Source organism: Desulforhabdus amnigena, assembly GCF_027925305.1.
Lineage (GTDB): Bacteria > Desulfobacterota > Syntrophobacteria > Syntrophobacterales > Syntrophobacteraceae > Desulforhabdus > Desulforhabdus amnigena.
Genome location: NZ_BSDR01000001.1, coordinates 402,644 through 417,697 on the forward strand (window position 1 = coordinate 402,644; position 15,054 = coordinate 417,697).

General features: G+C 49.4%; 11 protein-coding genes. 2 read left to right on the forward strand and 9 right to left on the reverse strand.

What is annotated here, in order from left to right; translation table 11 throughout:
* Positions 1-86: 86 nt before the first annotated feature.
* On the reverse strand, positions 87-1,190 hold the full coding sequence (locus QMG16_RS01885) for a 3-deoxy-7-phosphoheptulonate synthase (RefSeq protein WP_281791968.1): 1,104 nt from the start codon (positions 1,188-1,190) through the stop codon (positions 87-89).
* A gap of 513 nt (positions 1,191-1,703) precedes the next feature.
* Here QMG16_RS01885 and sppA point away from each other — a divergent pair.
* Positions 1,704-2,708, forward strand: a complete 1,005-nt coding sequence (gene sppA / locus QMG16_RS01890) for a signal peptide peptidase SppA (protein WP_281791969.1) — start codon at positions 1,704-1,706, stop codon at positions 2,706-2,708.
* 47 nt (positions 2,709-2,755) lie between these two features.
* On the opposite strand, the gene QMG16_RS01895 is transcribed toward sppA, so the two are convergent.
* The 6 genes from QMG16_RS01895 to QMG16_RS01920 all read right to left on the reverse strand — a co-directional run bounded on the left by QMG16_RS01895 (position 2,756) and on the right by QMG16_RS01920 (position 9,709).
* Positions 2,756-4,372, reverse strand: a complete 1,617-nt coding sequence (locus QMG16_RS01895) for a DEAD/DEAH box helicase (RefSeq protein WP_281791970.1) — start codon at positions 4,370-4,372, stop codon at positions 2,756-2,758.
* A gap of 386 nt (positions 4,373-4,758) precedes the next feature.
* Positions 4,759-6,255, reverse strand: a complete 1,497-nt coding sequence (locus QMG16_RS01900; protein WP_281791971.1) for a sodium:solute symporter family protein — start codon at positions 6,253-6,255, stop codon at positions 4,759-4,761.
* Positions 6,252-6,464 carry a hypothetical protein gene (locus QMG16_RS01905; protein WP_281791972.1) on the reverse strand — a complete coding sequence of 71 codons (213 nt, stop codon included), beginning with the start codon at positions 6,462-6,464 and terminating at the stop codon, positions 6,252-6,254. The genes QMG16_RS01900 and QMG16_RS01905 overlap by 4 nt, the downstream gene beginning before the upstream one ends.
* A 415-nt stretch (positions 6,465-6,879) precedes the next feature.
* Positions 6,880-7,686: a cytidylate kinase-like family protein gene (locus QMG16_RS01910; RefSeq protein WP_281791973.1), complete on the reverse strand. Its 807-nt coding sequence runs from the start codon at positions 7,684-7,686 to the stop codon at positions 6,880-6,882.
* Positions 7,687-7,777: 91 nt separating this feature from the next.
* The gene (locus QMG16_RS01915; protein ID WP_281791974.1) at positions 7,778-8,842 is read right to left on the reverse strand and encodes a sulfite exporter TauE/SafE family protein; all 1,065 of its coding nucleotides are present in this window, start codon (positions 8,840-8,842) and stop codon (positions 7,778-7,780) included.
* Between the two features lie 114 nt (positions 8,843-8,956).
* Positions 8,957-9,709 (reverse strand): putative universal stress family protein, encoded by a 753-nt coding sequence (locus QMG16_RS01920; protein WP_281791975.1) that lies wholly within the window; start codon positions 9,707-9,709, stop codon positions 8,957-8,959.
* Between the two features lie 353 nt (positions 9,710-10,062).
* Here QMG16_RS01920 and lon point away from each other — a divergent pair, with 353 nt between their 5' ends.
* Entirely contained in the window at positions 10,063-12,081 is a 2,019-nt protein-coding gene (gene lon / locus QMG16_RS01925) for an endopeptidase La (protein ID WP_281791976.1), read from the forward strand.
* A 52-nt stretch (positions 12,082-12,133) separates the two neighbouring features.
* On the opposite strand, the gene QMG16_RS01930 is transcribed toward lon, so the two are convergent.
* Both QMG16_RS01930 and QMG16_RS01935 read right to left on the reverse strand, forming a co-directional pair.
* Positions 12,134-13,483 carry a sigma-54-dependent transcriptional regulator gene (locus QMG16_RS01930; protein ID WP_281791977.1) on the reverse strand — a complete coding sequence of 450 codons (1,350 nt, stop codon included), beginning with the start codon at positions 13,481-13,483 and terminating at the stop codon, positions 12,134-12,136.
* Positions 13,484-13,496: 13 nt separating this feature from the next.
* Positions 13,497-14,942: a sensor histidine kinase gene (locus tag QMG16_RS01935; RefSeq protein WP_281791978.1), complete on the reverse strand. Its 1,446-nt coding sequence runs from the start codon at positions 14,940-14,942 to the stop codon at positions 13,497-13,499.
* Positions 14,943-15,054 lie beyond the last annotated feature (112 nt).

Consider the following 15,054-nt stretch of genomic DNA (forward strand, 5'->3'; position numbering starts at 1 on the left):
AGGGCGTCCTGTGTATGGTGACCCTGTTTTGGAATGAATTTTTTTTTCCGAGCAACCATCCCGCAGATGAGTTGCTCGGCATGGAATCAGGCAACTTTGTAGCGGCTGAAAGTCGCTGATCCGTCACTCCTGTCTATTCCATGGGAGTGTCGAAGCAGTTGCTCATGAGCACTTCTGATCAGGTGTTCGGTAGTTTCCCAGGAAATACACGCATCCGTAATGGAAACTCCGTACTGCATCTCTTCCAGATTTCCTTTGTTCTTCTGATTGCCTTCGTAGAGGTTGCTTTCGAGCATCAAACCGATCAGCGAGTCATTGCCGTCGATGCGTTGATTGATGACATCCTGCCAGACCATTGCCTGGATCTGGTGTTTTTTCCTCGAATTGGCGTGGGAACAATCGACCACGATAGTCTCGGGGAGTCCCTTTTCCCTCAAGAGGTTGAGAGCTTCCTGGATGCTGACCGAATCATAATTGGGACGGCGGCCGCCGCGCAAAACGATGTGTGTGTATGGGTTGCCGGTGGTCTTGACGATGCTTGTTTGACCATTCTCATCCATGCCCAGGAAACTCTGAGGCGAGCTGGCGGCGATCATGGCATTCAGGGCGGTTGCAAGGCCTCCGTCCGTGCAGTTTTTAAATCCTACGGGCATGGAAAGACCGCTCGCCATTTCCCGGTGCGTTTGGGATTCGGTCGTCCGCGCGCCAATAGTAGCCCAGCAAACCAACCCTGCAATGTATTGCGGTGTAATGGGATCGAGCATCTCGCTGGCGGTCGGCAGGCCCATTTCGGTGATTTTCAGAAGCAGGCTGCGCGCTTTGCGCAATCCAGAAACGATATCACAGGATCCGTCAAGCCAGGGGTCGTTGATCAAACCCTTCCATCCCACGGTCGTCCTCGGTTTCTCAAAGTAAACGCGCATCACCAGGTAGATTGTGTCCTTGACACTTTCTTTGAGGGCGTTGAGCCGTTCGGCATATTCCAGGGCAGCCTTTTCATCATGAATCGAACAGGGTCCCACAATCACCAGAAGCCGCGGATCTTCTTTCCGCAGGATTTTCTGGATCACTTCACGCCCCTCAACTACTGTCTGGTGGGCTTTTTCCGTCATGGGCAATTCATCTTTCAATGCGTTTGGAGAAATGAGGGGAATGAATTCTTTAACGTTGATGTCGTGGGTTGGTTTCATTGTCATTTTCCTTTTCAGACCAAAAAATAAAAAAACCGTAAGACCTCTGCCCTACGGTTTTTTCGAAATAAAAAAAAGCCGCGGGCTCTTTGGCTGCCTGCGGCTTGTTTATTTTTTGGAGTCGTGTGTTTCAGCGCACCTCAGGCAGACGAGTGGTATAATAATAAAAATAATAATAACCAAAAAGTCCGCTGAAAATGAGCTGTACCATAAAATAATCTTTCTATAAAGTTAACTATTTTAAAAATAGATAGACAAATATGTCGATGTTGTCAAGAATTTTCTCATCATTTGCAGCAAATTTCCAATCCTTTTCTTTGACTTCCTTGACCCCATCGAAGTGAAAGCGCGTTGAGATCAAGTTTCACCTATTTTGCCCGATATGCAGCCCATTATGCTGGGACCATTTTTTTGATGATTCTTTTCTTTGATGGTAGAGTGGTGTCGTTACTTCATCGGGCTCTTTTCGGTGTACTTTTTCATGTGTCACAAATGGAGTGTGTGAGAGGATCTATGAGTCATTTTTTCAGAGCCTTCCAAAGTCTGTTTTTCGTTTTTTCCCTGACGAGTTTCCTGGTCTGTTCCGGCTGCATCAAACCAAAAATCACACTCTTTCCAGATGGTGCCGAGCCCCTCAAAGAGTACACTTTGCAGGGAAGCGGTAAACAAAAAATACTGATCATCCCGATCAAGGGTTTCATTTCCGACAGTCCCAGGAACTTGCCTTTGTATCGCAAAGTCGGCATGGTTCAGGAAGTGGTGGCTCACTTGAAACGGGCGGAAAAAGACGAAGATATCAAGGCGGTCCTTTTGAAAATTGATTCACCGGGGGGATCAGTCACGGCAAGCGATATCTTGTACCATGAAATCCTGAAATTCAAGGAACGCAGCGGGGTAAAATTGATTGCGGTCATGATGGGAGTGGCGGCCTCCGGTGGGTATTACATCTCGCTGTCCGCGGACCTCGTTATGGCGCATCCCACTTCGATCACCGGTTCGATAGGCGTTGTCTTTTTACAGCCCAATGTATCGGGACTCATGGATAAGATGGGTTTGGAAGTACAGATAGATAAATCGGGAAGGAACAAAGACATGGGATCTCCGTTCCGAAAGGCTACGCCGGAAGAGCAGAAGATTGTTCAGGGGCTGGTTGACGATCTTGCGGGGAGATTTCTTTCTCTCGTGGACGAGCGTCGAAAACTCAGCGACGAAGCGAAAAAAGATATCGCTTCCGCACGTATCTACACCGCTTCGGATGCCTTGCGCCTTGGGTTGGTGGATCGCATCGGATATCTGGATGATGCAATCCTTGAAACCATCAGGATGGCGGGACTTCCAGAAGACGCCAGGGTTGTGGTGTACCGCCGGAGTGAATATGCCGACGATAACTTCTACAACACCTCCAGCAGCAAAAGAGGGATGCCGGATATAAACCTGATCCAGCTGGATTTGGTGGAATCCATTCCCCCTTTTCGCAGCGGGTTCTATTACCTGTGGCTTCCGGGGCAATCCGACTGATCATATAATGAAAACATTCGGAGTTTTCCCTGTATCATTTCTCAAATCTACTTTTTCACACTCTTCCTGGCCGGTCTTGCTACTTTTACAACGGATTCTTTTCCGGCTTTGCTTTTTTTGAATTTCTTGAGAATGAACTCAGCTTCAGAACATGGGACGGTGATAAAAGAACAGGTATCTTGTATTTCAATGTTTTCAATCATACTTCGAGCGGTTCCGGCCTTTTTCTCGATAAACGTCAGAAGGTTTTCTTTTGTCGTTTTCGTGTTTTTCCCTCTGGCAATGAAGAGGCGCGTTTTGCCCTGTTCCCCAACATGCGCCTTACCTTTCACATTACTCTTCCTGGTTTTGATGGGCGTCATTTTCCGGTAATTGCTCGCATCCAAAGTTTTGCCGAAGGAATATTTGAGGATGGCAGCCACAATATCTTCAGCAGGATTTTCAGAAATCAACTCCCTTGCCCATTGTCTGTATTCGCCGATTTCGTTGTTCTCTGCAACAGTTAGGATATCGTTGGTGATTCGCTTTTTTCTAGCATCGACAATCTGGCTCACTTTCGGTACGTCTTCTTTGCGGATGACAGCCTTGGCGATCCGCTTAATGAAGCCGAGCCTCTTGAATTCATCCGGCGTTATAAAGGTTATGGCTGTTCCCTGCTTGCCGGCTCTGCCCGTTCTTCCGATACGGTGAATATACGCCTCGGGATTTTCCGGAAGAGAATAATTGATGACATGAGTCAGATTGTTCACATCGATACCGCGTGCGGCGACATCCGTTGCTACAAGTATGGACAGTTGCTGCTTTCTGAACTTGCCAAGGATCTTTTCCCTTTGCGATTGGGAAATATCTCCATGCAGCGCATCGGCGGGATAATTTCTTTCGATCAGTTTCGTTGCCAGTTCGTCTACTTCTATCTTGGTTCTGCAGAAAACCATCCCATAAAAATCGCTTTCCATGTCAATGATTCTGCTCAAAGCTTCCAGCTTGTCCTGTCTAGCCACTTCAAAGTAGACCTGATCCGTAAGGTCTGTGGTCGGCTCTGTCCGGGTTTTGAGATGGGTATAATTTCCCATGTATTTTTCGGCGAGCTTTTTGATGCGGTCCGGCATGGTGGCGGACAACAGAAGCACGCGCTTATATTCTGGAGTGTATCCGAATATTTTTTCGATATCCTCGATAAAACCCATATTGAGCATTTCGTCCGCCTCATCGAGAATAAAGTACTGAACTTCATCCAGATCCAGGCTCCCCCGGTTGATGTGGTCGAGGACCCGGCCGGGAGTTCCCACAATGATAGAGACCCCCTGCCTCAGTTTTTTGAGCTGCAGTTCAATGGCTTGACCGCCATATATGGGCGCCACGGATAGATTGCTTTCACCCTTCAAGGAAATGATTTCCTCGCAAACCTGGATCACGAGTTCGCGGGTTGGCGCCAGGATGATCGCCTGCGTTTTCCTCGAATCCGGTTTTACTCTTTCAATGAGTGGCAGAGCGAAGGCCGCCGTTTTGCCCGTGCCCGTCTGAGCCTGGGCGATGATGTCTATCTCGTTTTGGAGGAGAAGAGGAATGGCCATGTTCTGGATTTCTGTCGGTTCTTCAAAACCCTTTGCGCGAAGAGCACGAAGGTTTTTTTCGGAAAGGCCCAAGTCTTTAAATTTTTGCATATTTTCTTCTTTTCGTATCATGTGGCGGTTTTCGCCGATTTTTATTGCAAATGATGAATGCTCTTTAGACAATGCGCTCCGTTCATACCCGTCTTCCATGGATGAATCAATATGCCGAGGCAATAGAACTTCCTTGCAAAAGTATTTCATGGCGGGGGGAACGGATGATGAGAGACGGTCAGGAGGGAATGGTCCTGCAGTCTTACATACCAGTTCATTCTATAAAACAATATAATATAACAAAATTCATAAATTTATCCTAATCTTTTTTGTAATTGAAAGGTCCGGAATTTTTCTTTTGGGGCCATGGAATGGATCTTTCTATGAAACGCAATGTTTGAAATCAGCCAAGAGGATAGAACTTCCAGGAATTCTTTAACAGCACGCTAAAGAAATCTGTGTTTTGGAAGTTCTTTTTTCAGGTAGCCGATGAAATCATCCGCTTTTTTTTCTGGAGCTCTCGTCAAGAGGCTGATACCGACATAGAGGATCAAACAGACTATCATTCCCCAAACCCCCGGCCAAAACCCCAGGGGTGTACGACCGGTAGACTGAAGTATCCATACGACGACAGAGCCAAATATCATGCTGGTCAAAGCTCCGGCCGCCGTGCCCCTCTTCCAGAAAAAGGCGCCGACCAGGCTGGGTACAACCATCATAAGGCCTGCCGAAGACGCCGTTGCAAGAGGGGCTATCATAAAAGCAAGGCCGGTCTGACCTGTCGCCCAGTATGCAAAGATGAAGAATATGGCAGCCAGAAGGGGAATGATCAGTTTCCCGATTTTGACTTCCATATCTTCAGAAACATTCTTTCCAAAGGTAACCTTCAAAAGGTCGCGTACAAACATGGAAGAGAGCGTCAATAGGATGGAGTCGATTGTCGTGATAGCCGCTGACAATATTCCGACCATTATGAACAGAGCTATCATCCGTGGAATAATCGGAAGCGAGAGCAGCGAAGGAGTGGCGAAGTCGGGGTTTTCCAGTCCGGGGATCAATAGTCTTGCGCCAAAGCCCCACAATATGGAGACCATTGTATAGATAAACCCGAAAATGAGGAATCCCCCGATCATCTGTTTGAAGGCGCAAACCGATTTTGGCACAAAGAGTCTTTGAGTCACCTGCGGATTGGAGATGGAGAAAAAGAGCCAGGGCAGGGCGAGTCCGAAAAATACATTGAATTTGAAAAGACCCGCTCCAGCCAGCAAATGTGGAATCTTTCTCTCCATTTCGTTGAAGAAAATCCGAAAGCCTCCAAATCCCTTGTAAACCAGAAAGCAGAGGGCCACTATAGAAGTTGCGAGCATGATGATCGACTGAAAAGCATCGGTCCAGGCAACGGACCGCAAGCCGGCGATATTGGACCAGATGATGGCCAGGAGGGTGGCGATGAGCATTCCTGCCAGAACGGAGACGGCTCCCTTGGAAACCCCCGAGAGGAGATAACCGATTCCCATCAGTTGAACGGCCGCATAAGGAATGAGAAAGATAAGGCAGAGCAGGGCCGCGACAATCCCGACAGCCTTGCTTTCGTAACGGTCGGAAAGGAGCTGAGCGTGAGTCAGATAATCAAACCTACGCCCTACCAGCCAAAACCGCGGACCAAAAAACACCACCAATGCGAGTCCGCACAGGTAGGTGAGTTCAAACCCGAGGGCTCCTACTCCCAGTTTGTATGTCAACCCTGTAAGCCCCACCATCATGAAGGCGCTATAACTGGTTGCCGCATAGGTCAGGGCGGATACAAATCCGCCCAGTTGACGATTCGCAAGAAAAAACTCATTCATTCCATGGCCGAGGTTTTTCTTCGCTATGACCGCGACGACAACTCCCAGCACAACGTAAATGAAAAGGGCTGACCATACATAGAAGTTCTCACTCACGTTTTACCCTCTGAATTCTCATCTTTGTCTTCCTGCCATCGGAGGAAGATCAAGAACATGCTGACGATGGCCACTAGAATCCACACGACCCAAAAGAGAAAACTGCCTGTAATCTTTGGAATATCCTTCAGCACACAGAACGGAACGACAAAATCCAAAGCAATGAGAAACACAAACCAGGAAACCCATGCTCCAAAAGATTTTCTCATTTCTTGACTCTTCACAAAAATTTAAAGGATTCTTATTCCCCCGAACCAAAATGCAGAGGTTCTTTCCCGAAGCTTCGATTTCTTACTCATATGTATAGTTTTGCTGCAACGATGGCTTTCTTGCACTGAAATGGAATACTCTGACTTTTTCGCTGATGCTGAAACCGAGGTATTCACACTTCGGGATAAACGGCTCAAGTAATTTTGAGCACAACATATTTTATGACAAAAAGGTTTGAAAGCTAAAGGGAAAATGCGGAGCAGGCAAAAGTTACCCGGGGCGGGAAGCGGGAAGGGGTTCCTCAGGGGGAATTCTGCAGCAAAGGAAAACTCCCCTCCCCGGGCTATTTCATTGTGGGAAGGCGACTGAAATGCATTCAGCCGTATTCATTACATTGTCATTTATGTCAAACGGTCAGCTTGCGTACAACGAAAAAGGTTCCATTTCCACCTTGACGGTCTTGACCCCTTTGATGTTTTTTGCAGCAGTCATTATCTGCGATGTGAGAACAGTGTCTTCAAGCTGTGATTTAACGGTCACGGTTACATTGCCGTCTTCGGCGAAGAGGCGGGCATGTGGAGCCATTTCTATGATGGCTGCATTCACTTCTGCTGCCAGAGCCAGATCATCCATGGCCTTCTGTGATTGGGGTGTGGTTTCAAAACACTTTTGCCGCGCAGCATAGCAAATGGTTTCGACCGCTTCATCGACGGATATTTTCTTTAAATGGATGATGAGATCATAGAGGGACGGATCCGATGTATCCAGCCCATAGAGGGATTTGCTCCATTTCCTTCGCTGTTCATCGTCGCTTTTGAGGAGTTCCATTGCCTCCTTCTTGGAAATATTCTCCCGCTCCATTTCGACCCGGACGCGTTCATCCATATTGGCGATGATCCGGACTCTCAGGGCATGAGGAATTTCCCGGACAAAAAAGTGACCTGCCAGGCCGTGGTACACCACATTGTCCTTGCGCAGGTAGTCGAGGAGAGTGGCTCTTATGTAGGCGATGTAACGTTGTTTGCCGTTTGTCAGGCGGTCCAGGATCGATGGAGCATCGTGGATCGCGCGATAGAGCTTGATCTGGGGGATGTTGAATATTTCAGAAGCCTCCAGAAGGATTTCCCTCGATATGCAGTCATATCCAAGTTCCTTGGCTACCTTCTCGGCAACCTCTTTTCCCCTGCTGTAGGAATCTCTTGAGAGGGTAATGATAGCCATAATTGTATTCCCTGTCGTTTCAAGTGTTTCTCTTAAAATGAACCATCCCCCATATGCGGAGGGGGATGATTCGATGCCGGTTGCTCAAGTATCAAGCGCTTTCTGTAACCAGGGGTGCAGCTGCCGCCGCGCGGCTTCCCTGCCACATGCTGGCGAGGATGATAATGGCTCCCGTAGCCAGGGCAAGGCACATGGTTAGGAAGCTGATGGTATTGAGAATGTTGAGTACCTTTTCTTCAAATGCCGTGATGCCAAGAGCATTCAGATAGGCTGGAATGGCGAGGGTTCTGCTGACCGCTACAATCAACATGATGGTAGCCATTACGGTTTTGATCATGTGCTCTTTGACATAAGTTGTTCCGATGGCGCCGAGCTGGACTCCGAGCAAAGATCCTGCCAGTATGAGCAGTGTCAGGCGAATGTCCACCATGCCGTGCATCGCCCAATTGATTGTTCCGCCCAAACCCATGGCGAAAGCAACCACTAGCTCCGTGGCGGATGCAACGATGCTCGATGCTCCCAATACGTAGATCATGCCCGGAACACCGATGAAGCCGCCTACTGCGATGGTGGCTGCGAGCATGCCGGTGGCGAAACCGACGGGGATGGTGAACCAGAGAGAAATCCTGACATTGGCTGCTTTAAAATGAATCATGGGAGGGATATTGATGGATTGCAGCTTTCGCGCCAACGCACAGATTTTGCACTCGCCGCCGGCCTTAGAACTCTTTAAGGCATCTCTCATGACATACGCTCCGACAATGCAGAGCACGGCGACAAAGGAAAGACTCACATACAGGTTGGAGCCGGCCTGTCCCCATTTTTCGAGAATCATATTTTGAATTTTAATGCCGATCTGAACTCCCACACCCGCCGAAGCCGCCGTGATGAGTCCCAGTTTGATGTCTACCTGTCCGTATTTGTATCGTTTATAGGCTCCCACAAGAGCTTTGGGGAACTTGTGACACATGTTGCTTGCAACGGCCACCGTACCTGGAACGCCAAGGCTCATCATGGCGGGAGTGAGTACAAAGGCTCCTCCCGAACCGATAAACCCGCTCACCAAACCTCCTATGAATCCCACCAGAAACAGGAAGATGATGGTTAGAGAATTCAAATCAATGAATTGAATGGATTCAGGGCTTAAGTTGTGCATCTGCAGCTCCTTGTCACGGGATATTTTTTGATGATTTGATTCCTTAGGGAGTGAGTTGCTCTTGAAATCCCCATTTCCCAAGGTGTGTGTTTCTGAAACTGTTTCTCGAATTCACTACATTCTGTGGAACGGGTTGACGTATGCGTAGGCACGAGGTCTTTTGGTGGCCACTTTTTTCTTTTGAATCGTCTTCTGATCCACCTTCCTGAGAGAATCCTGTTTCTTTGCTTCAATTCCCATGAGAGACCAGAGACTGCTGGCAAATGAACCATGAATGAAGGAGAAGACAAACACCGTGCCGATGGGAAGGGCTGCGTACCAACCACCTCTTGCAAACAAGTGCATTACCGTATCGGCTTTGGCGAAGACGGCTGCGTACAATGCCAAAGTGACGACCCCGAGGCCGAGGGTTTTGGCGATCTGTTGTTTACTGCTAAGATTCGATGAATTTGCCATGATGTTTTCTCCTTTTTGGTTCGAACGATTTGTTACAAGGCCAAATACCGGAATAGAAATTCCTTCAGCGATTTCCATGCGACTTTTTTCCGAATCCGTTACAACGAATTCAATGCGCTTCATTTCATGTTTCAGTTCTTCAATGGATGCGAGCAAGTTTCCGAACTTGACACGATGTTCACACTCGATACCGCTCAGCATAGCCCTCTCTTGAAATTTTCTTGCTGCCTTTAAGGTACTCTTCAGAAAAAATTCAGCGCGGTCCCTTGTCTTTTCCCCAAAGGGAAAAACATTCAGCGCGAGAATGCTGAAATCGAGACGTTCGGCAAGGAAGATGGCGTAGTCCATCACTTCTGCGGAGAAAGCCTCCTCTCTGCTCAACACCAGAATCTTGCGGCGTTCTCTGCTCACTTTATTAACGGAGCCTTGATCTCTGTTTTTTGTATGTACGCTGATGTCCATTTTTCATTCACTTTCCTGAGGTCTTGATTTTGCTAATTGTGAAAAGTGGTTTTATCAAGCAGCGTGCCATTCAAGAAAAATGTATTTAACAATTGGTTTTTATTGATTAAAATAGCTGAGTATGAATTTTGAGAAAATTTTCTTTATGTTGCATTTTGCAACATGCCTGGTTGTGTTGTAGGGTGTTTTATGGGTTCCGGCCCATTGAGCGGTGTTGCAACACTTGATCCTGTTTGTTGCAAATTGCAACACATGGTTTCTGGCTGTATTGGAGATCGTTTTTCCTCGAGGAGGATTGGCCGATGGTTTTCTTTTGGAAGGCAGAAAATACTGAAAATGAAGAAGCACAGGCGGGAACGGACCTGGACGATCTTCGCAAGGGAATCGAAAAGGCAAAGCTGCCCGCACCCGTAGCGCTCGTGGTCGGCAAGGAACTGGAACGGCTCGAGAAAATGGATTCTTCAAACCCCGATTACACCATTGGGTTAAATTACATGGATTATCTCCTCTCCCTTCCCTGGCACTCGTTTACCGAAGATAATCTCGACCTCAAACGAGCGGAGAATATCCTGGAATCTCACCATCACGGGTTGCGCCTCATTAAGGAACGCGTATTGGAGTACCTTTCCGTGCGGACGCTTTGTAGCCTGGCGGATTTTCAGATTCTTGTCGTGGATGATGAAGAAATAGCGCGAACCAATTTGGCCTACATCCTCAAGAAGGAAGGATACCGCGTTGTTACCGCCGGCAATGGGCTTGAAGCGGTCAAGAAAATGAAAGAGCATTCCTTCGATCTGGTGCTGACGGATTTGAAGATGGAGGGCATGGACGGCATTCAACTTTTGGAATATGCAAAGCAGCAGGAGCCGCGGCCGGAAATTGTTCTCATCACGGGCTATGCCACCGTCAGTACAGCGGTGGATGCGCTCCAGAAGGGGGCGGCTCATTATTTGCCCAAGCCCGTCGACCTGGACGAAATTCGCGCCACCGTGCGCGGTATCCGGGACAAGAAACGGCATTTACAGATGACACGCAGCCCTGTGCTCTGTTTCGCCGGTCCGCCGGGAACGGGAAAGACTTCCGTGGGTTGCTCCATTGCCGAAGCTCTGGAAAGGGAATTCGTTCGCATTTCCCTTGCGGGTTTGAGAGATGAGGCCGAGCTGCGTGGACACAGGCGAACTTACGTTGGGGCCATGCCGGGAAGAATCATTAACGAAATCAAAAGAGTGGGAGTGAAGAACCCTGTTTTCATGCTGGATGAGATCGACAAGATCGGTCAGGATTTCAGGGGAGACCCGGCCTCCGTGCTGCTCGAGATCTTGGACCCTGAACAGAATCAACGCTTTACGGACAATTACCTGGATATTCCTTTCGATCTTTCCGGAGTGATGTTCATCGCCACGGCCAATGCTGTGGATAAACTTCCGGAACCCCTTCTTGACCGGATGGAGGTCATCTATTTCCCCAGCTATACAGCCAGGGAAAAAAAGATGATTGCCGAGCAATACCTCATTCCTCGCCAGATGCGGGAGCATGCCCTCACCCGCAAAAAAATCGAATTCTCAGATGGTGCCGTGACCAAGCTCATTCAGGACTATACGCTGGAAGCGGGATTGCGCAATCTGGAGCGGCAAATCGCAACCGTCTGCAGGAAGCTGGCCCGAATCTATGTCCAGAGCGAACAGGATTTGCCGCCTTTGCGTGTGGATGAATCCATGCTGGAAAGACTCCTGGGGCCAAGAAAATTCAGACACGAGATAGCCGTGGCGGGTCGGCAGGTGGGTGTGACCACGGGGCTTGTTTGGACCGAATTCGGCGGCGAAATCATTTCTGTTGAAGCGGGGATCATGAACGGGAGTCAGCAGCTCATCCTGACGGGGTCTCTCGGAAGTGTGCTGCGCGAATCGGCCCAAACGGCCCTGAGCTATATCCGCAGTCACGCGGATATCTTTTCCATCGATCCCGATTTTTTCGCACGAAGCGATATCCACGTTCACATCCCCTCGGGCGCTGTGAGCAAAGATGGACCATCGGCAGGAATCACCATCGTCATGGCCCTCATCTCGCTCCTCACCAAAAGACCTGCCCGGAGGGACGTGGCTCTCACGGGGGAACTGACTCTGAGCGGACGCATACTGCCCGTGAGCGGGATCCGGGACAAACTCCTTGCTGCCCAGAGGGCGGGGGTGAAGGTGGTCATACTTCCCCTGGCCAACGAGGTGGACGTACAGGGACTCGAAGCCGATGTGACGGAGGGGTTGGAAGTCGTTCTGGCCGACGAGGTTCAGAGCCTGGTGGATGTTGTGTTTGGAAAGGACTGAGAATGGATCCCGATTCAAGGATCGATGGTTTTTAATCTCATGGGCATACCCTTCAATCCATATGATGCCTCTTGAGCTTGCGCCAGAGGGAAACCCGGTCGATTCCGAGGATTTCCGCCGCCTTTGTTTTGTTGTAGTCCACCTTCTCCAGAACCCGAGAAATGTATTGCCGTTCGTTTTCTTCCAGGGTCACAAATCCTGTGTCGGGCCGTTGGACTTGAAGGGCCAGTTGCCGCAAATCCGCAGGGAGATGCTCTATTTCGATGGTTTTCTTATTGGAGAGAGTAACGGCGCGTTCCATAATGTTTTCCAGTTCGCGCACATTGCCCGGGAATTCATAAGAAAGAAGAACATCCATCACTTCATCTGAAATCGCTTCGATGTGCTTGCCCTGTGCATGACATATTTTGCGGAGGAAGTGGAGGGACAAAAGCAAGATGTCGTCTTTCCGGTCAGCCAGGCGGGGAACGTGCAGCGTGATGACGTTCAGGCGGTAATAGAGGTCCTGCCGAAAGTTGCCATGTTCCACTTCCCTTTTCAAATCCTTGTTGGTCGCTGCGAGAACTCGAATGTCCACGGGAATCTCATCGGTACCCCCCACCCGTATGAAAGCTTTTTCCTGGAGTACACGCAGCAGCTTGACCTGCATGGAGAGGGGCATGTCTCCGATTTCGTCTAGGAAAATGGTGCCGCCGTTTGCAGCTTCGAGAAGCCCCTTTTTGATTCCCCTAGCGCCTGTGAAGGCTTCCTTTTCGTGACCGAAGAGTTCGTTTGCCAACAGTTCTTCGCTGAACGCTCCACAGTTGACGGCCAGAAACCGTCTGTCCGCCCGAAGGCTCTGACTGTGAATGGTTTTAGCCACCAGTTCCTTGCCTGTTCCCGTTTCACCGAGAATGAGCACGCTGCAGTCAGCGGGTGCGACCTGCTCGATGGTTTTCTTGAGGGCCTCCATCTGAGGGCTGCTGCCGATAAGCAGGGGAGTGTCCCTCTGGCATTTGACCCGCTCCCGCAGTTCGCTCACTTCCTGCCGCAGGGATCGTTTTTCCAGGGCCTGTCTTACAATGATGCGGACTTCATCGATTTTATAAGGCTTGGGAACGTAGTAGTAAGCCCCTTTCTGCATGGCCTCGACCGCTGATCCCACTGTGGCAAAGCCGGTGATGACGATGACTTCCGTGTTCGGGTACAACTCTTTGGCCCGTTTGAGGACTTGCAGCCCATCGACAGGTTGCATGCGCAGATCGGTCATGACAAGATCAAACTCGCTTTTTTCCATTTCTTTGATAGCGGCTGCCCCATTTTCAACGGACACGACATTGTAACTTTCTTTGCGCAGAATGTGTTCCAGGTTTTCACGTGCTATGGGTTCGTCTTCCGCAACCAGTATTTTTGCTCCCCGCATGCCGAAAACCTCCTTATGTATTGACCGCTGGGAGAGGCAGACGAATGGTGAAGCAGGTGCCTTCTCCTTCCCGACTTTCCACGGAAATGGTGCCCTGGTGTTTTTGTACAATGCCATAGACGACGGAGAGCCCCAGACCAGTGCCCTTTCCTACTTCCTTGGTCGTGAAGAACGGGTCGAAGACGTGGCTGATGTTTTCTGCCGGAATGCCGATCCCGCTGTCTTTTACTTGGATGAGAGCCTCCTTTTCTCCATCGGATTCATTTATTTCGGCCCGAATGAGAATCCGGCCCGGAGGATTTTTTATGGCCTGAATGGCATTCATGGTCAAGTTGAGGAAAACCTGCTGCATTTGCTGGAAGTCCAGATTGAGGGTCAATCCCTCGGGGATCTCTGTTAGAACCTCAATGCCCGGAGGGACTTGGCTGGAGATGAGCCTTACGGATCGTTCTACAACCTGCGAGAGCGAAGCGGGAGCCAGGCTGAATTCCTTTGCCCTGGAAAATTCCAGAAGCCCCCTGACGATGTCTCTCGCCCGGTGTACTTCGCCTTCCACGTTGTTGAGCATCCTGCGTGCGAAGTCTTTGTCGCCTTCGTCAAGTTCTTCCAATAGGATCTGGCAGGAAGTGGAAATATTGTTGAGCGGATTGTTGAGCTGATGAGCGATACCCGAAGAGAGGATTCCGAGAGATGAAAGTTTCTCTGCCTGGACCAGCTGGTCCTGGCGTTTTTCCAGCTCCGCCACCATGCGATTCAATGCCTCGACGACCCTTTGAGTCTCATCATGCGTTTGGAGAACCGGAATGGGTTGAAAGTCTCCTTCCGCTATGCGGAGTGTTGTTTTTTCGATCACCCGCAGAGGGCGGACGATCTTGTTCGCCACGACGGAAACCAGGGACAGTCCCAAAAGCAGCAATATTCCGAGGGAAGCGAGAAGCTGAGCTTTTAGCGTATTGAGGAGATAGAGAATGCGCCGGTGCTCCAGAATTACGAGCTCCTGAGAAAGGTCTACAAGGGATTTGCCGCTTTCTCGCGTGTGCTCCTGCAGGGTGGAATCGCTCGCATCTTCATTCTGGCTGCCTTTGTGAGTCATCTGGTTCAGAAACTTCTTGTAGGTCAGGAGTTCTTCCCGCAGACGATTGAGCAGAGGAACGGCTTTGAGATTGCCTTCCTCGGGTGAAATGCGGGCAAGAACCTTTTGAGCCTCCTCGAGGTATTTGTGGGTTTCATTCAGATCCTCTGAGGAGCCGTAGAGAAGATAGTTTTTCTCGTAGCGCCGAATCTCGAGGATAATGTTGCCAAGGTCATCCGCAACCTGAAGAAGATGCTGTTTTTTCTCGATGGCCTTCAAATTGTTCAGGGACATCATTCCAATGGAACCGATTGCAAAAATACAGAGAATCAGGCCTACCAGGACCTTCTGCCGAATGTTTAAGTATAATGGAAAGGGCCAGTGCATGGAATTCTCCTTGAATGGTGGTGCTTCAAGTAAGTAAGATTTCAGAGCTGCAAAAAAGAACGAAATCGCAAGAGGGACGGGATGTCGATCCAGAAGCAGACAGTCGATGAAT

Coding starts and splice junctions, on each gene's coding strand:
- QMG16_RS01885 (WP_281791968.1), bottom strand. CDS start 1,190: ATGAAACCAACCCACGACATCAACGTTAAAGAATTCATTCCCCTCATT.
- sppA (WP_281791969.1), top strand. CDS start 1,704: ATGAGTCATTTTTTCAGAGCCTTCCAAAGTCTGTTTTTCGTTTTTTCC.
- QMG16_RS01895 (WP_281791970.1), bottom strand. CDS start 4,372: ATGCAAAAATTTAAAGACTTGGGCCTTTCCGAAAAAAACCTTCGTGCT.
- QMG16_RS01905 (WP_281791972.1), bottom strand. CDS start 6,464: ATGAGAAAATCTTTTGGAGCATGGGTTTCCTGGTTTGTGTTTCTCATT.
- QMG16_RS01910 (WP_281791973.1), bottom strand. CDS start 7,686: ATGGCTATCATTACCCTCTCAAGAGATTCCTACAGCAGGGGAAAAGAG.
- QMG16_RS01915 (WP_281791974.1), bottom strand. CDS start 8,842: ATGCACAACTTAAGCCCTGAATCCATTCAATTCATTGATTTGAATTCT.
- lon (WP_281791976.1), top strand. CDS start 10,063: ATGGTTTTCTTTTGGAAGGCAGAAAATACTGAAAATGAAGAAGCACAG.
- QMG16_RS01930 (WP_281791977.1), bottom strand. CDS start 13,483: ATGCGGGGAGCAAAAATACTGGTTGCGGAAGACGAACCCATAGCACGT.
- QMG16_RS01935 (WP_281791978.1), bottom strand. CDS start 14,942: ATGCACTGGCCCTTTCCATTATACTTAAACATTCGGCAGAAGGTCCTG.